Source organism: Aeromonas sp. Marseille-Q7275 (assembly GCF_965119515.1).
Genome location: NZ_CBCPLW010000034.1, coordinates 1 through 25157 on the forward strand (window position 1 = coordinate 1; position 25157 = coordinate 25157).

At 61.7% G+C, this 25157-nt stretch carries 26 protein-coding genes and 1 pseudogene; 26 read left to right on the forward strand and 1 reads right to left on the reverse strand.

Going from position 1 to position 25157, the window contains the following annotated elements; genetic code table 11:
- Positions 1-768: 768 nt before the first annotated feature.
- Complete coding sequence (locus ACWPWQ_RS20750; protein WP_080768707.1) at positions 769-996, reverse strand: helix-turn-helix domain-containing protein; 228 nt, start codon at positions 994-996, stop codon at positions 769-771.
- A gap of 110 nt (positions 997-1106) precedes the next feature.
- Between ACWPWQ_RS20750 and ACWPWQ_RS20755 the strand changes: the two genes are divergently transcribed.
- The 26 genes and pseudogenes from ACWPWQ_RS20755 to ACWPWQ_RS20880 all read left to right on the forward strand — a co-directional run.
- Entirely contained in the window at positions 1107-1346 is a 240-nt protein-coding gene (locus ACWPWQ_RS20755; protein WP_042024897.1) for a hypothetical protein, read from the forward strand.
- Positions 1347-2157: 811 nt separating this feature from the next.
- The gene (befA, locus tag ACWPWQ_RS20760) at positions 2158-2934 is read left to right on the forward strand and encodes a beta cell expansion factor BefA (RefSeq protein ID WP_139435540.1); all 777 of its coding nucleotides are present in this window, start codon (positions 2158-2160) and stop codon (positions 2932-2934) included.
- A 149-nt stretch (positions 2935-3083) separates the two neighbouring features.
- Positions 3084-3434, forward strand: coding sequence for a hypothetical protein (locus ACWPWQ_RS20765; protein ID WP_454010657.1), 351 nt, complete (start codon positions 3084-3086; stop codon positions 3432-3434).
- Between the two features lie 125 nt (positions 3435-3559).
- A complete protein-coding gene (gene fliE / locus ACWPWQ_RS20770) occupies positions 3560-3877 on the forward strand; it encodes a flagellar hook-basal body complex protein FliE (RefSeq protein ID WP_106887480.1) in 318 nt (105 codons plus the stop codon).
- A gap of 55 nt (positions 3878-3932) precedes the next feature.
- Positions 3933-5639, forward strand: coding sequence for a flagellar basal-body MS-ring/collar protein FliF (gene fliF, locus ACWPWQ_RS20775; RefSeq protein ID WP_162519164.1), 1707 nt, complete (start codon positions 3933-3935; stop codon positions 5637-5639).
- Positions 5632-6693 carry a flagellar motor switch protein FliG gene (fliG, locus tag ACWPWQ_RS20780; protein WP_139435536.1) on the forward strand — a complete coding sequence of 354 codons (1062 nt, stop codon included), beginning with the start codon at positions 5632-5634 and terminating at the stop codon, positions 6691-6693. Before fliF ends, fliG begins: the two co-directional genes overlap by 8 nt.
- Positions 6694-6761: 68 nt before the next feature.
- Positions 6762-7565 (forward strand): flagellar assembly protein FliH, encoded by an 804-nt coding sequence (gene fliH, locus ACWPWQ_RS20785; RefSeq protein WP_454010658.1) that lies wholly within the window; start codon positions 6762-6764, stop codon positions 7563-7565.
- 246 nt (positions 7566-7811) lie between these two features.
- On the forward strand, positions 7812-9143 hold the full coding sequence (gene fliI / locus ACWPWQ_RS20790) for a flagellar protein export ATPase FliI (protein ID WP_139435531.1): 1332 nt from the start codon (positions 7812-7814) through the stop codon (positions 9141-9143).
- A gap of 16 nt (positions 9144-9159) precedes the next feature.
- Positions 9160-9600 (forward strand): flagellar export protein FliJ, encoded by a 441-nt coding sequence (gene fliJ / locus ACWPWQ_RS20795; RefSeq protein WP_139435529.1) that lies wholly within the window; start codon positions 9160-9162, stop codon positions 9598-9600.
- 87 nt (positions 9601-9687) lie between these two features.
- Complete coding sequence (locus tag ACWPWQ_RS20800; protein WP_454010659.1) at positions 9688-11490, forward strand: flagellar hook-length control protein FliK; 1803 nt, start codon at positions 9688-9690, stop codon at positions 11488-11490.
- Positions 11491-11547: 57 nt separating this feature from the next.
- A complete protein-coding gene (gene fliL / locus ACWPWQ_RS20805; RefSeq protein ID WP_319912799.1) occupies positions 11548-12054 on the forward strand; it encodes a flagellar basal body-associated protein FliL in 507 nt (168 codons plus the stop codon).
- A gap of 10 nt (positions 12055-12064) precedes the next feature.
- Positions 12065-13135 carry a flagellar motor switch protein FliM gene (gene fliM / locus ACWPWQ_RS20810; RefSeq protein ID WP_042650084.1) on the forward strand — a complete coding sequence of 357 codons (1071 nt, stop codon included), beginning with the start codon at positions 12065-12067 and terminating at the stop codon, positions 13133-13135.
- A gap of 50 nt (positions 13136-13185) precedes the next feature.
- On the forward strand, positions 13186-13581 hold the full coding sequence (fliN, locus tag ACWPWQ_RS20815; protein WP_025326247.1) for a flagellar motor switch protein FliN: 396 nt from the start codon (positions 13186-13188) through the stop codon (positions 13579-13581).
- Entirely contained in the window at positions 13578-13961 is a 384-nt protein-coding gene (fliO, locus tag ACWPWQ_RS20820) for a flagellar biosynthetic protein FliO (protein ID WP_202046413.1), read from the forward strand. Before fliN ends, fliO begins: the two co-directional genes overlap by 4 nt.
- A pseudogene (gene fliP, locus ACWPWQ_RS20825) lies at positions 13948-14823 on the forward strand (flagellar type III secretion system pore protein FliP). Before fliO ends, fliP begins: the two are co-directional and overlap by 14 nt.
- Positions 14824-14902: 79 nt before the next feature.
- Positions 14903-15172: a flagellar biosynthesis protein FliQ gene (gene fliQ, locus ACWPWQ_RS20830; protein ID WP_010673927.1), complete on the forward strand. Its 270-nt coding sequence runs from the start codon at positions 14903-14905 to the stop codon at positions 15170-15172.
- A 70-nt stretch (positions 15173-15242) separates the two neighbouring features.
- Entirely contained in the window at positions 15243-16040 is a 798-nt protein-coding gene (fliR, locus tag ACWPWQ_RS20835; protein ID WP_202046411.1) for a flagellar biosynthetic protein FliR, read from the forward strand.
- Positions 16033-16275 (forward strand): hypothetical protein, encoded by a 243-nt coding sequence (locus ACWPWQ_RS20840; protein ID WP_454010660.1) that lies wholly within the window; start codon positions 16033-16035, stop codon positions 16273-16275. The genes fliR and ACWPWQ_RS20840 overlap by 8 nt, the downstream gene beginning before the upstream one ends.
- Positions 16268-17398, forward strand: a complete 1131-nt coding sequence (flhB, locus tag ACWPWQ_RS20845; RefSeq protein ID WP_042650090.1) for a flagellar biosynthesis protein FlhB — start codon at positions 16268-16270, stop codon at positions 17396-17398. Before ACWPWQ_RS20840 ends, flhB begins: the two co-directional genes overlap by 8 nt.
- 460 nt (positions 17399-17858) lie before the next feature.
- Entirely contained in the window at positions 17859-19961 is a 2103-nt protein-coding gene (gene flhA, locus ACWPWQ_RS20850; RefSeq protein ID WP_139435519.1) for a flagellar biosynthesis protein FlhA, read from the forward strand.
- A gap of 16 nt (positions 19962-19977) precedes the next feature.
- Positions 19978-21450, forward strand: a complete 1473-nt coding sequence (gene flhF / locus ACWPWQ_RS20855) for a flagellar biosynthesis protein FlhF (RefSeq protein ID WP_454010661.1) — start codon at positions 19978-19980, stop codon at positions 21448-21450.
- A gap of 1 nt (position 21451) precedes the next feature.
- On the forward strand, positions 21452-22327 hold the full coding sequence (locus tag ACWPWQ_RS20860; protein ID WP_025326254.1) for a MinD/ParA family protein: 876 nt from the start codon (positions 21452-21454) through the stop codon (positions 22325-22327).
- Entirely contained in the window at positions 22320-23039 is a 720-nt protein-coding gene (locus tag ACWPWQ_RS20865; RefSeq protein ID WP_454010662.1) for an RNA polymerase sigma factor FliA, read from the forward strand. The genes ACWPWQ_RS20860 and ACWPWQ_RS20865 overlap by 8 nt, the downstream gene beginning before the upstream one ends.
- 123 nt (positions 23040-23162) lie before the next feature.
- Positions 23163-23534: a chemotaxis response regulator CheY gene (cheY, locus tag ACWPWQ_RS20870; RefSeq protein WP_425266319.1), complete on the forward strand. Its 372-nt coding sequence runs from the start codon at positions 23163-23165 to the stop codon at positions 23532-23534.
- 12 nt (positions 23535-23546) lie between these two features.
- Complete coding sequence (locus ACWPWQ_RS20875; protein ID WP_025326257.1) at positions 23547-24287, forward strand: protein phosphatase CheZ; 741 nt, start codon at positions 23547-23549, stop codon at positions 24285-24287.
- An 11-nt stretch (positions 24288-24298) separates the two neighbouring features.
- Positions 24299-25157 (forward strand): Hpt domain-containing protein (locus tag ACWPWQ_RS20880; protein WP_454010663.1); only part of this gene is annotated, 859 nt, incomplete at its 3' end.

The following is a 25157-nucleotide window of genomic DNA, read 5'->3' on the forward strand; positions in this document are numbered from 1 at the left end:
TTGTAAATGGTAAAACGAAGATGACTGCACAATGTCTCTACCTATGATTGTATCTGACATGAAAATATGTGACCTAGGATGCAAGAGTGCTCCAACGCCGTTTCGCTCTGCGTTGCAGTCCTATCTATTTCAGCCGGTAGGATCGTTCCCCATAGTTATTCGTCGCTGTACTGGTGGCAGAGTAGAAATGAGAGCTACGGGGTTGTGTATATGATTAAAACGAAATGTTAGCCAGCCCAGCTTGGCTGCACACTCAGAACTGGCTAACTATGAGCCAGAATACATTTTTTGGTGATATGGATAGGGCTTGAGATGGCAGATTGGATGATGCTGTACGATGCGGTGTAGCGATTCATACCGGTCGAGCTAAATTAATTTCAGCGCTCGATACGCTGTGTAATGCCTGTGCAGTCGAGTCTGAGTACACCAACCTCAGTATCATCGATATTTTCAGAATGCCCCCAAGCTCAGGGTTATTGTTTTCAATGGTTTTGTTGTGGTCAACAATGAGGGGATTGAGAAACCTGCCGGTTTCTAGTTGGCCGTCTGGACGATGCTTCTGATGACAACGAATGTGGTTTCGCCTGGCACTGGCTGAAACTGTACCAGACCAGACCAGACCAGACCAGACCAGACCAGACCAGACCAGACCAGACCAGACCAGACCAGACCAGACCAGACTTGGGTGGTTTGTATGCAGTTATAAGGTTAGGTGTTTGGCATGTTCGAGTTTATTGGCAGGCCATTTGGTTAGAGCAACAGCTATGGTTATGGCAGCAATGATGCAGGCGAGACCCCTAGGGCCTTGGCGATCTGATAAACTTTTTCCAGGGTTACCCTAGTTTCCCCACGTTCGATTTTTCCCATATGACCACGGTCTATACCAGCAATTAGTGCTAGTTTTTCCTGTTGCATACCTCGTGCAGACCGCAGCTCTCGTACATTTTTACCGAATGCAGTTGCGAGCATCGCCAGCTCAAACTCGTCAGAATCCATTTTATCTCCTCACTAGAGGATCTATGGTCTACGTTATACGGCGTGCTGTACACGGCTGTGAGTACACGCATATAATGACACTGCATATAAGCATCATTTCGAGGTGGAAAATGTCCAATCAGCAGATCGTTCTGAGCCAGAATCAAAAAAGTGGCACAGTGACACTAACCTTTCAAGATGCGGATTTCCTAGCCGCAGTAGGAGATTCTTTGAGAGTGGAGTCATTCGTACATGTCACTATCAATCAATCCGTATATGATGAATTTGTTAAGAGCATTATGGTTTCGTTTGTTGCCGAATTTATGGATTTTAAGCAGCAATGGCCGATACCTCAGGAGCTAAGAAAGTGAACAAGTCTCTGACATGATGGAGGGCATTCGGGTCTTTCTCGCGGTTTGCTGTATTGGTGGACTTATTTGTCGCTCATCCTCGTAAAGTAATGCCAACGTAGCCTCAGCTTCTTTGGATTATAACCGGCGCCAATTAGCATTTTTATCGCCTTATGAGTCTCCATAGAGACGGACGTCATTAAGCACCTCTTTAATATCGGTAAACCCAACATAACATCCTAGCCTAGGCGTTCAGTCAGGATCCCATGCTCGATGCGGCTGAGGAGGTCGAGCACAGCCTGAGCGAGTTCGGGCGTATCCTGATGGTTGAACGGACGAACACCTCCTAGGTAACGGGATATATGATCCTGTGTTGAGCAACATGTCAGTACTACAGCTTGCAACTCCGGCACCGGTACAGTGATGGGAGCCCGCCAGCACAAGCCTTACTGACAGTATTAGCCATGGATTGGTCTTGTTGCTTTGGGTCAACCCAAGGAGACGAATCCTACTTTGGGGGCCTGTTTTGTGTTGGACATCGCTCAATCACTCTTAGGTGGCTCTTATTCAAGGGCGCGGATTTTACCGGAATGGCTAACCAAAAACTATACAACCGAGGTTGTCAGGCCGAACAATATTTACGGTCAGCTTTTGTCCCTTGCCGTCAGGGAGGCTGTGCCCGCTCATGAGGGCACAGCCGCCGTCCCCTCGCCGCCGGGGAAGCCTGGCCCTGGTTGACCCGCTGGAGGGGACAGGCACTCAGGACTTCTTTGAGTAGTCTTAAATCTGATAGGGTGACATGTCCGCTGATGGGATATTAAAGGAGCACACAATGAAGAGCCGATCCTGGTTGATTGCCGCCGTCCTGGCACTTGCATCTGGCCCCAGCCATGCCGACTGGGCGAAATTGAAGGAAGCGGCCTCCGAGCTTGGCACCGCGGTGAGCGACACCAGCAAGGAAGCCTGGCAGGGGATCACCGACTTCTCCAAGGCGACCTGGGAGTCTGTCTCCACCTGGGGAGCCGATGCCTACAACAAGGCGGGCGCCTGGACGGAAGAGAGCGCCGCCACCGGCAAGGAGTGGTTGACGGCCGCCGACAAGAAGCTCGACACCATGCTGGAGCCCAAGACCCCCGCCGAGGCCAGAACCGCCCTGGATACCATGGCCGATACCGCCCTGGTACGGCTGTTCAACGAGCAACCCTCCGCCAAGCTGCTGTTTGACAAGGCCTATGGCTATGCGGTGTTCGACTCGCGCAAGTTCTCCCTGATGGTGCACACCAACCAGGGATCCGGGGTTGCCATCAATCGCAAGACGGGCAAGCACACCTATATGAAGATGTTTGGCGCCGGGCTGGCCGCCGGCATGGGGGGCAAGTTCTACCAGCAGGTGGTGCTGTTTGAAGACAAGGCCAGGTTCGATGCCTTCGTCAACAAGGGCTGGGAGGCCACCTCCGAAGTGGGGGCCGTGGCCGGCAAGGAGAGTGCCGAGCTGACCGCCAAGTACAATGGCGGCATGGCCATCTACCAGATCGGGGAGAAGGGGCTGCTGCTCGATGCCAATATCTCGGGTTCCAAATACTGGCTTGATGAGGATCTGAACAAGTGACGAAGGTCCCTGGCTGCGATCCGGTATTTTTCTTTTATCATGTTGAAATACTGCCTGTTTAAATGACGTGACTTGCAGTAAAAAGGGGGCCTTCGGCCCTCTTTTTCATGGGCGCAAGCAAGACACAGTCGTTGAACAAGGAGAGTGGCATGACCCAAGCATCTGAATCTGCCGTGGAGCGGCGCCGGGAGTGGGAGCGGCAGTGCATCTATCTGCGGCTGCAGGAGGGCAGTCCCATGGTCCTCTGGGTCAATGGCGATGAGGTCGCACCCCTGGCGGAAGGGGCGGCTGAGGGGGTCGTCTTCGGCTGGGGACGGGCGGACGAGGCGACCATGGCTCTGGCGCTGGCCATCGTCGCCAGGCTGGTGGCGGTGGGCCTGGCGGACCCTGAGCAGGCCACCGAGAAGGCGCGCTTCCTGCACGACGAGGTGCTGGTCAAGCTGCCAGCGGACGAGCACCGAGATCTGCATCTCGGTTATCTGAAGCTGGTGCTGGGGTGACATGAGTCGGGGCCAGGAGGCCCGCTTGTGGCTCCCCCTTGGCGCCGGCGGCCAGTCCATCTTCCCTTTTGGCACTCTAATTGCTTAAGGCTTGCCAGTGTCAATGATTTGTCTGGGAAGGGAAGATGGAAATTAGCGCAAGCAGCCTGATGCAAGAGATGCAGGCACTCAAGGTCGAAGCCGGTGCCACGCCGCTGACCCAGCCCGGTCGTCCGGTCAACTCGGATTTCGGTCAGATGCTGCAGCAGGCCCTGGACAACGTCAACGAGTTGCAGGGCAGCGCCAACGATCTGCGCACCCGGTTCGATATGGGCGACAAGTCGGTGGACCTGTCCGAGGTGATGATCGCCGGGCAGAAATCCTCCATCGCCTTCGAGGCGACGGTACAGGTGCGCAACAAGATGGTCGATGCCTACAAGACCATCATGAACATGCCGGTATAACTCGGCCCCATGGCGACCGAGCATCACGAAGATGTCAGCAATAAGGACCTGAAGAGTGGCTAACGATCCAAACGGCGATCTGCTGATGAACAACGAGGGGGCTGCCGCCCTCGATGAGCACGAGCAGAAGAGCTCGGCCCTGGGCTTCTTGTCCAACACCGATGTGTTGCGGCAGATCACCCTGATCCTGGGGTTGACCATCTGTCTGGCCATCGCCGTCTTCATCCTCTTGTGGGGCAAGGAGCCGGAGATGCGTCCCCTCGGCACCTTCAACACCCAGGAGCTGGTCTCCACCCTGGATTATCTGGATCAGCAGAAGATCCCCTATCAGGTCGAAGGCAAGAGCGTGCTGGTCAGTGCCGAGAATTATGCGGACATCCGGCTGCGCCTGACCCGCGCCGGCCTCGCCAGCAGCAGCGAGGCCAGCAACGACGGCGAAGCCATACTGCTCAAGGACTCCAGCTTCGGGGTCAGCCAGCGCATGGAGAGCGAGCGTCTGAAACTGAGCCGCGAGCGCCAGCTGGCGAGCGCCATCGAGCAGTTCCAGAACGTCGCCAAGGCCCAGGTGCTGCTGGCCATTCCCAAGGACAACGTGTTCGCCCGCAACGAGCGCAAGCCGAGCGCCACCGTCGTGCTGAGCCTGAAAGGGGCTGCCCTGGGCCAGGGGGAGGTGGACTCCATCGTCGACATGGTCGCCTCCGCCGTGCACGGCCTGGAGCCGACCCGCGTCACCGTGACCGATCAGAACGGCCGCCTGCTCAACTCCGGCTCGCAAGACCCGCTCTCTGCCCAGACTCGCAAGGAGTTTGCGATGCAGCAGAAGCAGGAGCTCGAATACAAACAAAAAATTGACGCCATCCTGATCCCGGTGCTGGGAGCCGACAACTATACGGCCGAGGTGGATCTCTCCCTCGACTTCTCCCAGCAGGAGCAGACCCGCAAGACCTACAATCCGGACCTGCCTGCGGTGCGCTCCGAGATGACGGTGGAAGAGAACAGCGCCAATGGCAGCAATGGCGGCGTGCCTGGTGCACTCACCAATCAGCCCCCCGCCGCCTCCAGCATTCCCGAGCAGGCCGCCGGCGCTGAAGGGGGAACCGGCTCTTCCGGCCGCTCCCGCAAGGAGGCGACCCGCAACTTCGAACTGGACACCACCGTCAGCCACATCCGGCGCCAGCAGGGCGGCATCCGCCGCATGACGGTGTCGGTGGCGGTGGATTACAAGGCCACTCCCGGTGCTGAGGGGGCGGTCACTCGCGAGCCCCGCAGCCAGGCCGAGCTCGATACCCTGCGCCGTCTGCTGAGCGGCGGCCTCGGCTTTGACGTGACCCGGGGAGACACCCTGGAGGTGGTTGCCATTCCGTTCAACCGCCCCGAGCTGGAAGCCGTGGCCGACATGCCTATCTACGAGCAGCCCTGGTTCTGGCGCGCGGTGCGCATCGCCGCCTCGGTGCTGGTCATCATAGTGCTCATCGTCACCGTGGTGCGGCCCATGCTCAAGCGCCTGCTCTACCCGGATGCCAAGCCGGAAGGGGAGCTGGACTTCGACAACCACACCGTACTGGGTGGCGACGACGAGCTGAGCCTGCTGGCGGCCCAGGCCGAGGCCGAGCCGGTGTTCGGCCTGCGGGATGGCCAGCTCAAGCTGCCTGACTTGCACCGTGACGAGGACCTGCTCAAGGCCGTACGCGCCTTGGTAGCGAATGAACCAGACCTGGCCGCTCAGGTCATCAAAGAATGGGTAACGAACCGAGATGCCTGAAGAGAAGAAAAACCAAGTCACCGGTAACGACATCACCGAAAGCCAGCGCCAGATCCTGGATCAGATGGGCGGGATGGAGATGGCGGCGGTGCTGATGCTGAGCCTCAACGAGGAGGATGCCGCCCAGATCTTCCGCCACCTCGAGCCCAAGCAGGTGCAGCGGCTCGGCATGTCCATGGCCTCCATGTCGGATTTCAGTCACGATCGGGTGGCGGCGGTGCATCGTCAATTTATCGACGACATCCAGAAATACACCAACATCGGCATCGGCAGCGAAGACTTCGTGCGCAAGGCCCTGGTGGCGGCGCTCGGGGAGGACAAGGCCAGCAACCTGGTGGATCAGATCATCCTGGGATCCGGTGCCCGCGGCCTCGACTCCCTCAAGTGGATGGATGCCCGCCAGGTGGCCAGCATCATCCAGAACGAGCACCCGCAGATCCAGACCATAGTGCTCTCCTATCTGGAGCCGGAGCAGTCCGCCGAGATATTGAGCCAGTTCCCGGAGCAGGTGCGCCTCGACTTGGTGATGCGTATCGCCAACCTCGAAGAGGTGCAACCGGCGGCGCTGCAAGAGCTCAACGACATCATGGAGAAGCAGTTCGCCGGTGCGGCCGGTGCCCAGGCGGCCAAGATGGGTGGCCTCAAGGCTGCCGCCAACATCATGAACTACCTGGACACCAACATCGAAGGCCAGCTGATGGACTCCATCCGCGAGTCGGACGAGGAGATGAGCCAGCAGATCCAGGACTTGATGTTCGTGTTCGAGAACCTCATCGACGTGGACGATCGGGGCATCCAGACCCTGCTGCGGGAAGTGCCCGGGGATCTGCTGCAACGGGCCCTCAAGGGCTCGGACGACCAGATGCGCGAGAAGGTGTTCAAGAACATGTCCAAGCGGGCCGCCGAGATGCTGGCGGACGATCTGGAGGCCATGGGGCCGATCCGGGTTTCCGAGGTGGAAGCCGCCCAGAAGGAGATCCTCTCCACGGCACGCCGTCTGGCGGACGCGGGCGAGATCATGCTGGGGGCCGGCGGTGGCGAAGAGTTCCTCTAAGCCATGGGCAATGGAATGTGCGATGATGTCGCCCCCTTCGTCCGGCACGCCAGGAGTGTCTTTCGCACATGAATAACAAGAACAGCAAGCTGCGGGGTTATGTCAGACCCGAGACGGACGAGACCCGGGTAGAGGCCTGGGGCTGGCCCGAGATGGAGGTCGAGTCCGAGATCCAGAGCAATGCCCTGGGGCTCGGCCCTGACTGGTATCGCCAGGAGCAGGCGGACGAGATGCCGCCAGAAGAGCAGCCGGAGGAGCCCACCCCCAGCATCACCGCCGAAGAGGTGGAGGCAATCCGCCAGGCCGCCTGGGAAGAGGGGCTGGTCGAGGGGCGGGAGGCCGGTTTTGCCAAGGGGCTCGAAGAGGGCAAGCTGGAAGGCTTGCAGCAGGGCCATCAGGCGGGCCTGGAGCAGGGTCGCGAAGAGGGGCTGGCCCTGGGCCGCGACCAGGTGGAGCAGGAGATTGCCCACTGGCAGGGGCTCGCCGCCCGCCTCGCCAATCCGCTCCAGGAGCTGGATGGCGCCGTGGAGCAGCAGCTCATCACGCTGGTCCAGCAGCTTGCCCGCGCCCTCATTCGCCACGAGGCCGAGACCTCCCCAAGACTGCTGCTCGAAGCCCTCAAGCAGGGCCTTGCCCTGCTGCCCGCCGCCGAGCAGGGGGTCACCCTGATGCTGCACCCGGAGGATGTGGCCCGGGTCGAGCAGGCCTTCGGCGCCGAGGAGTGTGCCCGGCGTCACTGGCGGCTGCAAAGCGATCCCACCCTCTCCCCGGGGGATCTGCAGCTGGCCACCGAACTCTCCAGCATCGATCTGACCCTCTCGGGGCGCATCGAGCAACTGCTGCGCAACTTCCTTCGTGACAATGCCGGCTGACACCCTTTTCCGGTCAGGCACAGGGGAGCCTGGCTGCTGCGCCCCCTCTCCCTTCGCGGCAATGCCGGCTGACACTCTTTTCCGGTCAGGCACAGGGGAGCCTGGCTGCTGCGCCCCCTCTCCCTTCGTGACAATGCCGGCTGACACCCTTTTCCGGTCAGGCAAGGGGAAGCCAGGCTGCTGCGCACCATTTCCCTTCGTGACAATGCCGGCTGACACTCTTTCCCCTTTCTCTCTGGAGGCGCGATGACCGCATCCCTGCTCAGTCGACTGCAAGGCTACCGGGTCCGCGATCTGGCTCCCATACCGCCGGTGGCGGGCAAACTCACCCGGGTGGTGGGGCTGACCCTGGAAGCCATCGGCTGCCGCGCCGCCATCGGTGCCCTCTGCCGCATCGACACCCAGGACGGCGTGCTGGAGGCCGAAGTGGTGGGCTTCTCCGGCGATCGGCTGTTTCTGATGCCGAGCGAGCAGCTCAAGGGGGTCATCCCCGGCGCCCGTGTGGTGCCCATCACCGAGGATCACGGCATCCCCGTGGGCATGAACCTGCTCGGCCGGGTCATAGATGGCATAGGTCAGCCCCTGGACGGGCTGGGCCCCATCATCTCCTCCCAGACGGTGCAGTTCGCCCAGCATCGCATCAACCCCCTGGCCCGTCGTCCCATCCATGAGCCCATGGACGTGGGGGTGCGCGCCATCAACGCCGTGCTCACCGTGGGACGGGGTCAGCGGATGGGGCTGTTTGCCGGCTCCGGGGTCGGCAAGTCGGTGCTGCTCGGCATGATGACCCGTGGCTCGGTGGCGGACGTGGTGGTGGTGGGCCTCATCGGCGAGCGGGGTCGGGAGGTGAAGGAGTTCATCGAGGAGATCCTCGGCGCCGAGGGGCGCGAGCGCGCCGTGGTGGTGGCGGCGCCGGCCGATGCCTCGCCGCTGATGCGGCTCAAGGGGTGCGAGACGGCGCTCGCCATCGCCGAGTATTTCCGCGAGCAGGGGCTCAACGTGCTGCTGCTGATGGACTCCCTCACCCGCTACGCCCAGGCTCAGCGCGAGATCGCCCTGGCGGTGGGGGAGCCGCCGGCCACCAAGGGCTACCCCCCCTCGGTGTTTGCCAAATTGCCGGCGCTGGTGGAGCGGGCCGGCAACGGCAGCGATGGCCAGGGCTCCATCACGGCCTTTTTCACCGTGCTGACGGAGGGGGACGATCTGCAGGATCCCATCGCCGACGCGGCGCGGGCCATCCTGGATGGCCACATAGTGCTGGCACGGGAGCTGGCGGATGCGGGCCACTACCCGGCCATCGACATCGAAAAGTCCATCAGCCGGGTCATGCCCATGGTGACCTCACCTGAGCACATGGAGCTGGCGCGCGCCTTCAAGCAGTTCTACTCCCTCTATCAGCAGAACCGGGATCTCATCACCATAGGCGCCTACAGCCAGGGATCGGATCCGCGCATCGACAGGGCCATCATTCAGAAACCCTATCTGGATCAGTTCTTGCAGCAGAAGATGCGCGAGGTCATTCACTACGACGAAGGCCTGCAATCCCTGCAGCTGGTGGCCATGCCGCTGATGCGTTAACCGGTGGAGAGCCCTTATGAGTAAAGGATTGACGTTGCTGGCGGGCCGGCTGCTGGAGGCCGAACAGCAGGCCGCCATGGCGCTGGCCAAGGCCCAGCAGGATCTCAAGCTGTTCATGGATCAGCAGAACGCCCTCAACCAGTACCGCCAGATCTATCACCAGCAGTGGACGGATCGCGGCCTGCAGGGGATCACGCCCCAGCAGAACAGCCAGTATCACGCCTTCATCAACAAGCTGGAAAATGCGGCGACCCAGCAGTACCAAGGGGTGCTGCAGGTGCGCGAGGCGCTGGCCCAGTGCCGTACCCAGTGGCTCGAAGCCCAGCAGCGGCGCAAGGCCGTCGAGCTGCTGCTCGAGAAGCAGGCGGGACGAGCGCAGCTGAAGGCCCAGCGTCAGGAGCAGAAGATGCTGGACGATTACGCCATACTGCGACGCTATCACCATTCTGGCCTGTAACTTGCTTTCTATTGCCAACACAGGCTAAGACGCCGCCTCCGCCCCTGGATGTGCGGTCATCACAGGATTGTCGTCAGGGATCCCAGCATGATACAGACCCAGTTAAACCTAGCGCCCAGTCAGGCAGTCCCTGCCGACGGCGCCCTGTCGCCCTCGCTCCTCGCCGGGGGGGAAGGAAAGGATCTGTCGCTGGCGGACGGCAAGGCCGCATTTGCCGATGCCATGGCGAGGGCCCAGCTGCTGGGCCAGGAGCCATCGGCCAGTCAAGGGGGTGACGACGCCCAGGCAGTGACCACCCCGGATGCCAAATCTTTGGCGTCTGCCGAGGCAACGGACAGTCAGGAGGCGGCCAGCAAGGCGCCCTCTGAGGAGACCGAGCTTCCCCCCGAGGATTTTCTGCAGCAGCTTCAGGCCTCCCTCAGGCAGGATGTCAGCCTGGTGGTGCCCCCTGCCTTGCCCCCCCAGGAGGTGACGGCGACCGTCGACGGCAATGACTTGCCGCCCGAGTCGCATCCCGTGGCACAGGCCGCGGGGCCTGTGATGGCGGGGGCGGCGCCTGCCTTGCCGGTGGCGGTCGATGGGCAGGGCGCAGAGGCGCTCCCCCTTGAAAATGAAGAGAGCGGGCTCGCCGCTGACAAGGCACCCGTCGCCGCAGGCAAGGGCCAGTCATCGTCGGGTGAGCCGCAGCAGAGCGAGCAGGCCACTGCCGAACACAGCACGGCGGCCCCCAAGGCCGGTCAGCCGGCGGCCGCGGTGGCGACTGAACCCTTGTCCGGCGAGGCGCGGGCGGCCCTGCTTGCCAAGGTGGTGGCCGGTGAGGCCCCCCCTGTGCAGGCGAGTCAGGGCTCGGTGGCGGGCGGGCAGCCGTCCGGGCCAGTTTCCCATGACGAACAGATCACCGCGGCCTCTGCGACCACCGCCAGGGCCTTCGACGCAGGCGTGGTCAGGGTGGAGCCCCAGGGCGCGGCGCAGGCCACGCCAGAACCTGGCACTGCCGGTGGCGAGGGCGACAAGGCGAGCCCGGCTGGTGACGCCCGGGAGGCCAAGCCAGGCGCGGCCCCCAGAGCCGAGACGGCGGCCAGTGGCACCACTCCCCAGCCCGCTCCATCCAGCCCGGATCCCGTGCTGACGGCGCCCCAGCAGACGCTGGCGCGTCACGAGTCCCAGGGGCCGCAAGCCTCGCTGACGGCGCTCTCGGCCGGTATCCAGCAGATGGAGGCCGAACCCGCGGTGGCCGTCGGAGCCGCCGTGGATCTCAAGCCGGCGGCGCAGAAATCCAGGCTCGATGAGCTGGGCAAGCAGCTCGGGATCGAGGTCAAGGGCACCGAATCGAGCGAGGGAAGCCAGCCGCTGCAGCATGCTCAGAGCAGCGATGGCAAGCCGGCGGCCGAGGTGAGTGCGCGGCGGGAGCCCCAGAGCCTGCCGCACCTCAAGCTGGCCACCCCGGAGGCGCCAGCCCAGTTGCACCAGAAGGTGAACCTGATGCTGGCGGACAAGCTGCAGCAGGCGGAGATCCAGCTAGACCCCCTGGGCCTTGGCAAGATGAAGATCCAAATCCAGCTGGATGCCTCCAGCCAGGCCAGCGTCCACTTCGTGGTGCAGCATGGCCAGACCCGGGAGATGCTGGAGCAGGCCATGCCCAGGCTGCGGGACATGCTGGCGGGGCAGGGGATCCAGCTCGGTCAGACGGTGGTGCAACAACAGGCGCAGCAGCAGGGGCAACAGCAGCAGGGACAGCCGTCATCACAGGGCCAGTCTGGCTTCGGCGGTCAGGGTCAGCAAGGGGGAGGCTTTGCCGGTGGCGACCAGTCGGAGGGGGAGGGCAGGGCCCGCACCCTGAGTCTGCTGGTGGAATCGACAAACGATGCCGGAATTGATTTCTATGCTTGATGCCTGCCCGAGTAAGTTTATGATACCGAACAAGTTTGAGACTAGGGTGGACAAGGGATGGCAGACGATAACGAACTGACGCTGAAGGACCCGGCGGCGGCCAAGAAAAAGAAGCTGATCATGATAGTCGCCCTGGTCGTCATCCTCCTGGGTGGCGGCGGGGCCGGTGCCTGGTTCATGTTTGCCGGGTCGGACGCGCCGGCGGCCGACACCGCCGAGGCCAAGCCCGAAGCCAGTGCGCCCCAGCCCTCCCTCTATGTGGGCATGCCGCGTCCCTTCGTGTTCAACGTGGCGGGCGGGCAACGGGATCGGCTGGTGCAGATCAAGATCCAGCTGATGGTGCGCGGGGCCGCTGACGAGACCCTGGCGAAACAGAACATTCCCCTGATCGAAGGGACCCTGCTGCGGGTCTTCAGCGCGGCCACCGCCGAGCAGCTGATGACCTTCGAGGGCAAGGAGAAGCTGCGTCAGGATTCATTGGAAGAGTGTCGCCGGGTCCTGAAGGATCTGGTCTCTTCCCCCGTAATAGAACAAGTGCTGTTTACCGGCTTTGTCATGCAATGAAAGGTGAAGCGTGAGCGATCTGTTAAGTCAGGACGAGATTGATGCCCTGCTGCACGGTGTCGATGATGTCGAAGAGGAAGAGCTAGGGGCGGCCGGGGATCCCGGTATCGCCCAGTTTGACTTCTCCTCCCAGGACCGCATCGTCCGTGGCCGCATGCCGACCCTGGAGCTGGTGAACGAGCGGTTCGCCCGTCACATGCGCATCAGCCTGTTCAACATGATGCGGCGCACCGCCGAGGTGTCGATCAACGGCGTGCAGATGCTCAAGTTCGGCGAGTACGTGCACACCCTGTTCGTGCCGACCAGCCTGAACATGGTGCGCTTCCGCCCGCTCAAGGGGACGGCGCTCATCACCATGGAGGCACGTCTCGTCTTCATCCTGGTGGAGAACTTCTTCGGCGGCGACGGCCGCTATCACGCCAAGATCGAGGGGCGCGAGTTCACCCCCACGGAGCGGCGCATCATTCAGATGCTGCTCAAGCTGGTGTTCGAGGACTACAAGGATGCCTGGGCGCCCGTGATGGACGTCGGCTTCGAATACCTCGACTCGGAAGTGAACCCGGCCATGGCGAACATCGTCAGCCCCACCGAGGTGATAGTGGTGAGCTCCTTCCACATCGAGCTGGATGGCGGCGGCGGCGACTTCCACGTGGCCATGCCCTACTCCATGCTCGAACCCATCCGCGAGCTGCTGGATGCCGGGGTGCAGAGTGACAAGGGTGACACAGACGTGCGCTGGAGCAAGGCCCTGCGCGACGAGATCATGGACGTCAAGGTGGAGCTCAAGGCCAAGCTGCTGGAGACAGAGCTGACCCTGCGCGAGCTGATGGAGCTGCAACCGGGCGACATCATCCCGGTGGAGATGCCGGAGAACCTGCTGGTCTTCGTGGAGGACCTGCCCACCTTCCACGCCAAGATGGGGCGCACCAAGGAGAACGTGGCGCTCAAGATAGTGGACAAAATCAAGCGCCCTGACGGAGTCAAGACAGAGATGCATCTGGTGACCCGGGGGGGCGTGCGCATCGATGGCGAGGCCGAGCTGGAAGAGCTCGAACGCAGCATCGCCGATAAACAGCCCTAACAGACCCGTCGCCTGCGACCTGGGTCAAGAAGCAGCATGAGGAAGTGAAGATGAGCGGAACCGATGACGAGCAGGATCTGATGGCTGACGCCTGGGCTGCCGCGCTGGAAGAGCAGGTGACGGCCGAGGCCAAGCCCGCCCCCCTGGAAGAGCTGAAGGACGACGCCCCCATCAGCGCCGAGGAGCGGCGCAAGCTGGACACCATTCTGGACATCCCGGTGACCATCGCCATGGAAGTGGGGCGCAGCCAGATCAGCATTCGCAACCTGCTGCAGCTGAACCAGGGCTCTGTCGTGGAGCTGGATCGGGTGGCGGGCGAACCCCTGGATGTGCTGGTCAACGGCACCCTGATCGCCCACGGCGAAGTGGTGGTGGTAAACGACAAGTTCGGCATTCGCCTGACCGATGTCATCAGCCAGATAGAGCGCATTAAGAAACTCAAATGATCCGTGCTCTCGCTCTGATACTGTTTGCCGCCCCCGCACTGGCCAACCCGGGGGCGGGCGCCACTCCCCCCAGCATCACCTCCTGGCTGCTCTCCAGCCTGATGGTGATCGGCCTCATCCTGGTACTGGGCTTCCTGCTCAAGAAGAGCAAGCTCACCCAGGTGATGGGGGGCGGCCAGATGAAGGTCATCGCCACCCTGCCGCTCGGCTACAAGGAGAAGCTGATGGTGGTCAAGGTGGGCGAGCAACAGCTGCTCATCGGGGTGACGCCGCAGCAGGTCAACTTCCTCTATCGCCTGGAAGAGCCCCTGGACGAGCGTCAGCCCCAGGCCTTCTCCCAGCAGCTCGGCAAATTGATGGGCAAGCATGAAAAAAGTTAACTGGATCGGGGGCCTGGGCCTGCTCTGCGTGCTGCTGTCGCCCCTGGCGATGGCCCAGGACGGCATGTCGGCGCTGACGGTCAAGACCATGGCGGATGGCAGTCAGGAGTACAGCCTGACCCTGCAGGTGCTGGCGCTGATGACCGCGCTCTCCTTCCTGCCGGCCATTGTCATCATGATGACCTCCTTCACCCGGATCATAGTGGTGCTCGGCATCCTCAGACAGGCCATAGGCCTGCAGCAGAGTCCGTCCAACCAGGTGCTGATCGGCATCGCCCTCTTCATGTCCTTCTTCATCATGTCGCCGGTGCTGGATCGCATCAACGAGGAGGCGCTGCAGCCCTATCTGGCGGAGACCATAGGGCCCAAGGAGGCGCTGGAGAAGGCCGAGCTGCCCATTCACCAGTTCATGCTGGCCCAGACCCGGGTCAAGGATCTCAACACCTTCATGGAGATAGCGAACGTGCAGGTGGAGAAACCTGCCGATGTGCCGCTGCGGGTGCTGATCCCGGCCTTCGTCACCAGCGAGCTCAAGACCGCCTTCCAGATAGGCTTCATGCTGTTTCTGCCCTTCCTGGTCATCGATCTGGTGGTGGCGAGCATACTGATGGCCATGGGGATGATGATGCTTTCCCCCATGCTGGTCTCCCTGCCGTTCAAGCTGATGCTGTTCGTCATGGTGGATGGCTGGAACCTGATCCTGGGCTCCCTGGCGACCAGCTTCGGGTTGGGGGCGGGGTGATGATGCTGTCCTCCAATTCAGGTCTCCCTGCCGTTCAAGCTGATGCTGTTTGTCATGGTGGATGGCTGGAACCTGATCCTGGGCTCCCTGGCCACCAGCTTCGGGCTGGGGGCGGGGTGATGCCGTCCCTCAAGCTCATCCCGGTGTCCCTGGCCAGGCTGGCCGGGACGGGCGGTTAAGCCGCGCAAGGAGCACGAACATGAGTCCTGAAACCTTTGTCGACGTATTCCGCGAGGCGCTCTGGCTGGTGACCATCATGGTGTGCGCCGTGATCCTGCCGAGCCTGATGGTGGGGCTGGTGGTCGCCATCTTCCAGGCCGCCACCTCCATCAACGAACAGACCCTGAGCTTCCTGCCCCGTCTCGTGGTTACCCTGCTGGCCCTGGGGGCCGGTGCCCACTGGGGCTTGCAGAGTCTGATGGACTTCTTCCAGCTGATGGTGAGCCAGATCCCCGAGGTGGTCGGCTGATGCCAGTGTCGGCATTTGCGACCATCAGGCTGCCGATGACGACCCGTCCCACGGCTTTCGGAGCGGCGGCGTGAGCTATACCACTGCGGTGATCATGGAGTGGCTGGCGTCCGTGCTCTGGCCGCTTGCCCGGGTGAGCAGCCTGCTGATGGTGATGGCGGTGTTCGGCAGCCGGCTCGCTCCTGCCAACGTTCGCATGGGGCTGGCGCTCGCCATCACCTTCATCATCGCCCCTCTGCTGCCCCCCATGCCCAAGGTGGAGCTGTTCTCCGTCGGCAGCTTCCTGGTGCTGGGGCAGCAGCTGCTCATCGGCATAGCGCTCGGCCTCATGACCCAGTTTCTGCTGGAAAGCTTCGTGATGGCGGGCCAGATCATCGCCATGCAGACCAGCCTGGGCTTCGCCACCCTGGTGGATCCCATGAACGGCCAGTCGGCCCCCGTGGTGGGCCAGTTCTACCTGATGCTGGCGACCCTGGTGTTCCTGGCGGTGGATGGCCATCTCCTGATGATCAGGATGGTGGTACTGAGCTTCGAGACCCTGCCGGTCTCGGACAGCGGGCTCAGCCTGCCCGCCATCCGCAGCCTGGTGAGCTTCCTCGGGGTCATGTACCAGGCCTCCCTGGTGATGGCTCTGTCGGCCATCATAGCCCTGCTGCTCATCAACTTCGCGTTCGGAGTCATGACCCGGGCGGCCCCCCAGCTCAACATCTTCAGCATCGGCTTTGCGGTCAGCATGATGTCGGGCCTCTTCATCCTCTGGCTCACCATAGGGGGTTTCATGGGGCACTTCGATTCCCTCTGGGAGCGGGTGCAGGAGACCAGCTGCGAGCTTATCAAGGTCCAGTGCCTGGGGGGGCAGAATGGTTGATACCGGTCTGCTCGACAGTTGCCAGCCAGTCGGGAGACTGCATCTCATTGATACCGAGCGGGTCAACGGCACCGAACAACCAGGCCATGCTATCGGCTGGCTGATCTACAACGGCCAGTCAGTCGGGGGACTGCATGCCATTGATACCGATCGGGTCAATGGCACCGAACAACCAGGCCATGCTATCGGCTGGCTGATCGACAGCGGCCAGTCAGTCGGGGGTCAGCGTGGCTGATACCGATCAGGAACGCACAGAACAACCCACGGGCAAACGACTGCAACAGGCCCGGGAAAAAGGGCAGATTGCACGCTCCAAGGAGCTGGGAACCGCCAGCGTCCTGCTGGCGACCGTGTTCGGCTTGCTGATGATCAAGGAGAGCCTGGCGGGTGCCATGGTCAAGGTGCTCACCATGGGCTTTACCCTGGACCGGGATCAGGCCTTCGATCCCAACGCCATGGGGGTCATGCTGCCCACCCTGCTGTGGGAGCTGCTGCAACCCCTCGGCCTGCTGTTCCTGCTGGTGACCATAGCCGCCTTCGTGGGCAACACATTGCTGGGGGGGATGAACTTCTCCTCCGAGGCCATGTTGCCCAAGTGGAGCAAGTTGAGCCCCTTGAGTGGTTTGAAGAGGATGTTTGGGGTGCAGTCCCTGGTGGAGCTCGTCAAGTCAATCGCCAAGGTGGTGTTCATCAGCCTGTTCGCCTGGTGGATGCTGTCGAGCCAGTTCAATCACCTGCTCAATCTCTCCCTCGAGGGTTTCCCCGGCGGCATCATAGACGCCCTGGATCTGCTGCTGTGGATGCTGATCATCCTCTGCTGCGCCCTGATCCCCATCGTCGCTATAGACGTGCCCTTCCAGACCTGGAACCACAATCGCCAGCTCAAGATGACCAAGCAGGAGATCAAGGACGAGTTCAAGGACAGCGAGGGCAAGCCCGAGGTCAAGGGGCGGATACGCCAGTTGCAGATGCAGATGGCGATGCGCCGCATGATGGGGGATGTGCCCAAGGCGGACGTCATCATCACCAACCCGACCCACTACTCGGTTGCCCTGAAGTACGACGCGGGCAAGCCGGGGGCCGCCCCCAAGGTGCTGGCCAAGGGGGTGGACGAGGTGGCGATGAAGATCCGGGAGATAGCGCGGGAATACGACATCCCCGTGATGTCCTCGCCGCCCCTGACCCGGGCCATCTACCATGCCACCGAGATTGGCCAGGAGATCCCCGAGGGGCTCTTTGCCGCCGTGGCCCAGGTGCTGGCCTACGTCTATCAGCTCAAGAAGTTCCGCCGTGGCCGTGGCCGCCGTCCGACCCCGGTCGCCAGGGATCTCCCCATTCCGCCGGAATATCGCAAGTAATCTCTATTTTGGGAGGCGCTGGTTGTCTCCATCCCCAAGGATCTGTCCACTATGGCACCGGAATATCGCAGGTAGTCTGGTGTTCAGTGGAGGCTGGCTGCCCTGAGCGCCATGGTTCAGCCCATTGTGCCACCGGACTATCACAAGTCGTCACTGCTCTGAGGCGTTGACTGCTCCCGTTGTCAGGGAGCTGTCCACTGTGCCACCTGAATATTGCAACTAACCTCGCTCCCGCCCCGTTTGCATGGATCAGCGCGCTATTCCCCACACTGATCACCATGGCGTTGCCCGTTTGAGCGGGATTTGCGGGCAACACCTCGCTGCCCATCAAGCTACCCGAACAAGTCCTCCGACGGACTTCTGACAGCATCAAAATAAAATCCATATAGATCAAGCCATTGGGTAATTGGCTTGATATTTGCTTTAATTCGCCATCGGCAGTGGTAAATCGAGAAGAACGATGGGATTCAAGGCTGGAGTGAGCCGTTTCAAAGAGTACAGATGGTTGCTCAGCAAGGGGATAGGGACCCCGTTGCTGGTGCTCGCCTCCCTCGGCATGGTGGTGCTCCCCATACCGCCCCTGATGCTGGATATCCTCTTCTCCTTCAACATCGCCCTCTCCATAGTGGTGCTGCTGGTGGCCGTCTATACCCGTCGGCCGCTGGAGTTTGCCGCCTTCCCCACAGTCCTGCTGATAGCGACCCTGCTGCGACTCGCCCTCAACGTCGCCTCCACCCGGGTGGTGCTGCTGGAAGGCCACAACGGCAGCGCGGCGGCGGGCCATGTGATCGAGGCCTTCGGCAACGTGGTGATCGGCGGCAACTATGCGGTGGGCATCATCGTCTTCATGATCCTGGTGATCATCAACTTCGTGGTGGTCACCAAGGGTGCGGGCCGGATCTCCGAGGTGAGCGCCCGCTTCACCCTGGATGCCATGCCCGGCAAGCAGATGGCCATAGATGCGGACCTGAACGCCGGTCTCATCAACCAGGAAGAGGCGAAGAAGCGCCGTCAGGACGTGACCCAGGAAGCTGACTTCTACGGCTCCATGGACGGTGCCTCCAAATTCGTGAAGGGGGATGCCGTCGCCGGCATCATGATCCTCTTCATCAACATCATCGGTGGCTTCATCATCGGCATGATGCAGCACCAGCTCAGCTTCGGCGAAGCGGCCGAGATCTACACCCTGCTCGCCATAGGTGACGGCCTGGTTGCCCAGATCCCCTCACTGCTGCTCTCCATCGCCGCCGCCATCATAGTCACCCGTCAAAATACCGATCAGGACATGGGCACGGCCGTGCTCGGCCAACTGTTCGAGAACCCCAAGGCGCTGGTGATCTCCGCCGGCATACTGCTGATGATGGGCAGCGTGCCCGGCATGCCGCACCTGGCCTTCCTGAGTCTGGGGGCCGTGGCGGCAGCGGGGGCCTGGTGGCTGCTGCGCCGGGAGAAACTGAACAAGGCGAGGGCGGCGAGCGGTGAACTCTTGCCGGCCCAGGGGGATGCCCCGGTGGAGCAGAAGGACCTGAGCTGGGATGACGTCATGCCGGTGGACATCATAGGCCTGGAGGTGGGCTATCAGCTCATCCCGCTGGTGGACAAGAACCAGGGGGGCGAGCTGCTCAACCGGATCAAGGGGGTGCGCAAGAAGCTCTCCCAGGAGTTCGGCTTCCTGGTGCCTGCGGTGCACATCCGCGACAACCTGGATCTCGCCCCCAACCAGTACCGCATCACCCTGATGGGGGTGAGCACCGGCGAGGCCACCGTCTATCACGACAAGGAGATGGCCATCAACCCGGGTCAGGTGTTCGGCCAGATCCAGGGCATAGCGACCCAGGATCCCGCGTTCGGACTGGAAGCTGTCTGGGTCGCCAAGGATCAGGTCTCCCAGGCCCAGACCCTTGGCTACACAGTGGTGGATGCGGCCACCGTGGTGGCAACCCACCTGAGCCAGATCCTCTCCAACCATGCCGCCCTGCTGCTGGGTCACGACGAGGTGCAGCAACTGCTGGACATGATAGGGAAGCATCAGAGCAAGCTGGTGGAAGGGCTGGTTCCCGAGGTGATCAGCATGGGCAACCTGGTCAAGGTATTGCAAAATCTCCTCAATGAAGGCGTGCCAATTCGCGATATGCGCACTATCCTGCAGACCCTCGTGGAATATGCGCCACGCAGTCCTGACCCGGAAGTGCTGACCGCCGCCTGCCGTATCGCCCTGCGCAGGCTGATCGTGCAGGAGATTGCCGGCCCCGAGCCCGAGCTGCCGGTGATCACCCTTTCACCAGAACTGGAACGCATATTGCATCAATCCCTGCAAGCAGGTGGGGGAGATGGCGCCGGTATAGAACCGGGACTGGCGGAGCGGATGCAGCGCTCCCTGGTGGAAGCCACTCAACGACAAGAACTGGAAGGCCAGCCGGCCGTGCTTCTGACATCGGGGATATTGCGCAATACCCTGGCGAAATTTGTCAAGAATGCCATTCCTGGATTACGCGTCCTGTCTTATCAGGAAGTGCCTGATGACAAGCAGATCCGCATCGTCAGTGCGGTGGGACAGGGCTAGTTAGCGGAGATGACGGGTGAAGATTAAGCGGTTTTTTGCCAAAGACATGCGCACGGCGCTGGCCGAGGTCAAGGAGACTCTCGGGCCGGATGCCGTCATCATGTCCAACAAAAAGGTCACCGGTGGGGTGGAGATAGTCGCGGCCGTCGATTATCAGTCCCAGGTGCCTGGACCTAAAGATGCGCCGGTTCGCCGTCAGTTGAACGATGAGAGCGTCAATATCTCGTCTGCGGGCAAGCAGATGACGCGCTCGGCTCCCCCCAAGGAGCAGAACGAATACTATGCCGATACCCTGGCGGCCCTGCTGGCGCGCCAGCAGAAGCTCAACCCGGCCAATCCGGCGGGCGGCAACGCCGCTCAGGGGTCATGGCCAGCGAATGGGGCGGGCAACGGCAATGGCGGCGCCGGCACCCAGTCCGCCGGACTGGCGTCTGCCGCCAGCGCACCCAGAACCCTGGCCGAACAGGGCCAGTGGGGTGCGGCCCCCGAGCCCGCCAAGCCCAAGGCGCGCCCGGCCCCCGGCCCCCGTGCTGCCCCGTCCGCCCCGCGGGATCAGGAGATGGAGGGGATGCGCAAGGAGATGGCGAGCATCCGCAAGCTGCTGGAGCACCAGATCTCCGGCCTGATGTGGCAGGAGGTGGAGCGCCGCGAGCCGATGCGGGCGCTGCTCATCAAGGAACTCAAGAAGATGGGGTTCGATGATGCCTTCGCCGATCAGCTGGCCGGGCTTATCCCGGAAGACATGCCCATCCATCAGGCGATGGCCCAGCTGGCCGAGGTGCTGACGGCCCAGCTCAAGATCAGCGAAGACGACATCCTGCGCCAGGGCGGTGCCGTGGCCCTGCTCGGCCCGACTGGGGTGGGCAAGACCACCACCATCGCCAAGCTGGCGGCCCGCTTTGCCATGAAGTATGGCGCCGAGCAGGTGGCCCTCATCACCACGGACAACTACAGGATCGGGGCCCACGAACAGCTGCAGACCTATGGTCGCATCATGGGTTGCCCGGTGCGTCAGGTGCGCGATGCCGAGGAGCTGGCCAGTGCGCTCTATCAGTTCCGTCACCGCCGGCTGGTGCTCATCGACACCGCCGGGGTGGGGCAGCGGGATATCCGCCTGACCGAGCAGCTCGACACCCTGGTGAAGAATGCCAAGGTGCGCATTCGCAGCTACCTGGTCATGTCGGCCACCTCCCAGCGCCGGGTGATGCAGGAGGCGGTGGATCACTTCCGGCGCATTCCGCTCTCCGGCTGCATCCTGACCAAGCTCGATGAGAGCCTGAATCTGGGTGAAGTGATTAACGTATGCATTCAGAACGCCCTGCCCATCAGCTACATCACGGATGGACAGCGGGTGCCGGAAGATATTCAAGTTGCCAATGCGGCGCTGCTGGTCGGCGCGGCCATGGGCTCGCTGGAGCGGGAAACAGAAGACCCTTACTTCTGGGGTTCAGGTTTTGGCGAGGCCGAAGATTCGGAGTTTTATGAGTAACATGTATATGGATCAGGCGAGTGGTCTGCGCAAAATGCGTCAAAACAATCGAGTGAAAGTGATCGCCGTGTCCGGAGGCAAGGGGGGCGTTGGCAAGACCAACGTGACCCTGAACGTGGCGGGAGCCATGGCCGCCCAGGGCAAGCGGGTGTTGGTGCTGGATGCCGACCTTGGTCTGGCCAACGTCGACGTCATGCTGGGGCTGCGGGTGCACCGCAACCTCTCCCATGTGCTGGCGGGGGAGTGCACCATAGACGACATCATAGTCGAGGGGCCCTACGGCATGATGATAGTGCCGGCCACCTCGGGCACCCAGTCCATGGTGGAGCTGTCGCCGGTGCAACACGCCGAGCTCATCCGCGCCTTCAGCGAGATGAAGACCCAGGTGGACGTGCTGCTGGTGGACACGGCGGCGGGGATCTCCGACATGGTGCTGAGCTTCACCCGTGCGGCCCAGGACATCATGGTGGTGGTGTGCGACGAGCCCACCTCCATCACGGATGCCTATGCCCTCATCAAGATCCTCTCCAAGGATCACGGGGTGTTCCGCTTCAAGGTGGTGGCCAACATGGTCCGCTCCCTGCGCGAGGGGCAGGAGCTGTTCGCCAAGCTGACCCGGGTCACCGACCGCTTCCTGGACACCTCCCTGGAGCTGGTGGCCTGCGTGCCCTACGACACCAACCTGCGGGCCGCGGTGCGCAAGCAGAAGCTGATCGTCGAGGCGTTTCCCAAGTCCCCCGCCTCCCTGGCATTCCGTGCCCTGGCGAACAAGGCGGCGAGCTGGCCCATCCCGAACCAGCCGGGGGGACACCTCGAATTTTTCCTGGAAAACTTATTGCAAAAGCCGGTCATAGCACAGGAAGACTCCCGTGAATAAAGCCCAAGCATACTTGCGTCATCAGGATTCCTACGTGCTGGTCGAGCGTCATGCTCCGCTGGTCAAGCGGATTGCCCAGCATTTATTGGCTCGCCTGCCAAGCAGTGTCTTGCTGGATGACCTGATCCAGGCAGGTATGATTGGGCTGCTCGAAGCTTCCCGCAACTTTGACGGCAGCAAGGGCGCCAGCTTTGAAACCTATGCCGGCATCCGCATCCGCGGCGCCATGCTCGACGAGATCCGCCGCGGGGACTGGGTGCCCCGCTCGGTGCACCGCAACAGCCGTGCCATCGCAGAGGCGATCGAGAACGTGGAGCAGGCCCATGGCCGGGATGCCAGAGACACCGAGGTGGCCGCCAACATGGGGGTCTCCCTTGGCGAATACCATGCCATGCTGCAGGATGTCTCCTGCGGCAAGATCATCGGCATCGAGGATCTCGGGGTCAGCGAGGATGTGATAGGGCATCCCGATGACGCCAGCGATCACGGCGGCTTCGACGATCTGGCGGCCGAGCGCTTTCAGGGCGCCCTGGCCGAACACATCGCCCGCCTGCCCGAACGGGAAGCCCTGGTGCTGTCGCTGTATTACGACGAAGAGCTGAACTTGCGTGAAATCGGGGAAGTCCTGAGCGTGAGCGAGTCTCGGGTGAGCCAGATCCACAGCCAGGCCATGCACAGGCTGCGGGCCCGTTTGAGAGATTGGAATTTATAAGTGGTTGTACTGGCTACACTGGAACGCAACTCTAAGGCATAATCCGCACCATAAAACCTGCGATCTGCATCATGTAAGTGAGCCGTTTTGGCGGCTATTTAGGAGGGAATTTTGGACAAGAACATGAAAATCCTCATCGTCGACGATTTTTCAACGATGCGCCGGATTATCAAGAACTTGCTGCGTGACCTGGGATATAACAATACCCATGAAGCAGACGATGGCAACACGGCCCTGCCGATGTTGAAAAACGGCGATTATCAGTTCGTGGTCACCGACTGGAACATGCCCGGCATGCAGGGCATAGACCTGCTCAAGGCGATCCGTCTCGATGACAAGCTCAAGCACCTGCCGGTACTGATGGTGACTGCGGAAGCCAAGCGCGAGCAGATCATCGAAGCCGCCCAGGCCGGGGTCAATGGCTATATCGTCAAGCCGTTCACTGCCGCCACCCTCAAAGAGAAGCTCGACAAAATCTTTGAACGAATCGGCTAAGGAGCGGCAGGGATGAAGGCCAAAACGAGTGCCATGATCTCGCTTGAACAGGCAAGGATGCTGGTTGCCCACCTGGAGCGAGAAGAGTTTGAACAGGCCGATACCATCCTCGCCGATGTGTGCGCCCCCAATGCGGCGGCCCTGTTTGACAAGGTGGGGCAGCTGACCCGCCAGTTGCACAACTCACTGCAAGATTTTCGCCTGGATCCCAGGATCCCCGACCTGGCCACCCATGAGATCCCGGATGCCCGGGAGCGGCTCAGCTATGTCATCGACATGACGGACAAGGCGGCCAATCGCACCATGGATGCGGTCGAGGCCAGCCTTCCCATCGCCGATCGGCTCAATGACAACATTCAGCTGGTGATGCCCAATTGGAATGCCCTGATGAGCCGGGATCTTGAACTGGGCCAGTTCAAGGCACTCTGCCATCAACTGAATGATTTTATTAAGGCTTCGGAGACGGATGCCGATAAGTTACGACAACTGCTGACTGAAATCCTGATGGCTCAGGATTTCCAGGACTTGACCGGTCAGATGATCCGCAAGGTGATCAAGCTGGTGCAGGAAGTTGAAACAAAGTTGATAGAGATGCTGACCATGTTTGGTGAGGCCGTCATCGAGAATTCGGCGCGCAGCCTGCCAGCGAGCGGCATCGAGGCAGAGGGCCCCATCATGAACCCGCAGACAAGGTCCGATGTGGTCAATGGTCAAGATGATGTGGACGATCTGCTGTCTAGCCTGGGATTCTAATGGAGTGACGCATGGCCTTCGAAGTTGATGAAGACATACTGCAAGACTTTTTGGTCGAAGCATCAGAAATATTGGAACAGTTGTCTGAACAACTGGTCGACTTGGAAAAGCGGCCCGATGACAAGAATCTGTTGAATGCCATCTTTCGCGGCTTCCATACCGTCAAGGGGGGAGCGGGTTTCCTCTCCCTGACCGAGCTGGTGGACGTCTGCCACGGTGCCGAGAACCTGTTCGACATGCTGCGCAACGGCAAGCGAACCCTCAGTGCCGAGCTGATGGATGTCATCTTGCAGGCCCTTGATGCCATCAACGTCATGTTTGCCCAGGTGCAGAACCGGGAGCCGACCAGCCCGGCCTCTGCGGATCTGCTGCACGATCTGCACGAGCTGTGCAAACCGGAAGGGCAGGAGCAGCTGCGTACCGCCAGTGTTGCCGCCCCGCAGCAGCCAGAACCCGAGCCCGAACCCGTCATCGTCGTCGAGAGCGCCCCTGTGGCCGTCAACGGTGGCGGCTCGATCGACGAGATCTCCGCCGACGAATTCGAGCGTCTGCTGGATGAACTGCACGGTGCCGGCAAGGCGCCGACGGTCTCTGCCGCCCCCGTGTTGAGCGGCTCGGGCGACATCACGGACGACGAGTTCGAGGCCCTGCTCGATCAGCTGCATGGCCAGGGCCAGCACGGCGGCGCCCCGGATCTCTCCCCGCTGCAATCGGTACAAAAAGAGGTGGACGAGCTCATCGACGACGACGAGTTCGAACGCCTGCTGGATGAATTGCATGGCCGTGGCCAGGCGCCCCAGCACAGCATGGCGGCTGCATCGGCTCCCGAGCCCAAGGCTCCCGCCGTGCCCGTGACCCCCAAGGCGCCGG

Bases quoted from the DNA above. Each gene is read 5' to 3' on its own strand.
- ACWPWQ_RS20765 (WP_454010657.1), top strand. From the start codon at position 3,084: ATGACCCAAGCATCTGAATCTGCCGTGGAGCGGCGCCGGGAGTGGGAG.
- fliH (WP_454010658.1), top strand. From the start codon at position 6,762: ATGAATAACAAGAACAGCAAGCTGCGGGGTTATGTCAGACCCGAGACG.
- ACWPWQ_RS20840 (WP_454010660.1), top strand. From the start codon at position 16,033: ATGGTTGATACCGGTCTGCTCGACAGTTGCCAGCCAGTCGGGAGACTG.
- fliI (WP_139435531.1), top strand. From the start codon at position 7,812: ATGACCGCATCCCTGCTCAGTCGACTGCAAGGCTACCGGGTCCGCGAT.
- ACWPWQ_RS20755 (WP_042024897.1), top strand. From the start codon at position 1,107: ATGTCCAATCAGCAGATCGTTCTGAGCCAGAATCAAAAAAGTGGCACA.
- fliN (WP_025326247.1), top strand. From the start codon at position 13,186: ATGAGCGGAACCGATGACGAGCAGGATCTGATGGCTGACGCCTGGGCT.
- fliG (WP_139435536.1), top strand. From the start codon at position 5,632: ATGCCTGAAGAGAAGAAAAACCAAGTCACCGGTAACGACATCACCGAA.
- fliO (WP_202046413.1), top strand. From the start codon at position 13,578: ATGATCCGTGCTCTCGCTCTGATACTGTTTGCCGCCCCCGCACTGGCC.
- flhA (WP_139435519.1), top strand. From the start codon at position 17,859: ATGGGATTCAAGGCTGGAGTGAGCCGTTTCAAAGAGTACAGATGGTTG.
- fliE (WP_106887480.1), top strand. From the start codon at position 3,560: ATGGAAATTAGCGCAAGCAGCCTGATGCAAGAGATGCAGGCACTCAAG.
- ACWPWQ_RS20875 (WP_025326257.1), top strand. From the start codon at position 23,547: ATGAAGGCCAAAACGAGTGCCATGATCTCGCTTGAACAGGCAAGGATG.
- befA (WP_139435540.1), top strand. From the start codon at position 2,158: ATGAAGAGCCGATCCTGGTTGATTGCCGCCGTCCTGGCACTTGCATCT.
- cheY (WP_425266319.1), top strand. From the start codon at position 23,163: ATGAAAATCCTCATCGTCGACGATTTTTCAACGATGCGCCGGATTATC.
- ACWPWQ_RS20860 (WP_025326254.1), top strand. From the start codon at position 21,452: ATGTATATGGATCAGGCGAGTGGTCTGCGCAAAATGCGTCAAAACAAT.
- ACWPWQ_RS20750 (WP_080768707.1), bottom strand. From the start codon at position 996: ATGGATTCTGACGAGTTTGAGCTGGCGATGCTCGCAACTGCATTCGGT.
- fliL (WP_319912799.1), top strand. From the start codon at position 11,548: ATGGCAGACGATAACGAACTGACGCTGAAGGACCCGGCGGCGGCCAAG.
- ACWPWQ_RS20800 (WP_454010659.1), top strand. From the start codon at position 9,688: ATGATACAGACCCAGTTAAACCTAGCGCCCAGTCAGGCAGTCCCTGCC.
- fliJ (WP_139435529.1), top strand. From the start codon at position 9,160: ATGAGTAAAGGATTGACGTTGCTGGCGGGCCGGCTGCTGGAGGCCGAA.
- fliQ (WP_010673927.1), top strand. From the start codon at position 14,903: ATGAGTCCTGAAACCTTTGTCGACGTATTCCGCGAGGCGCTCTGGCTG.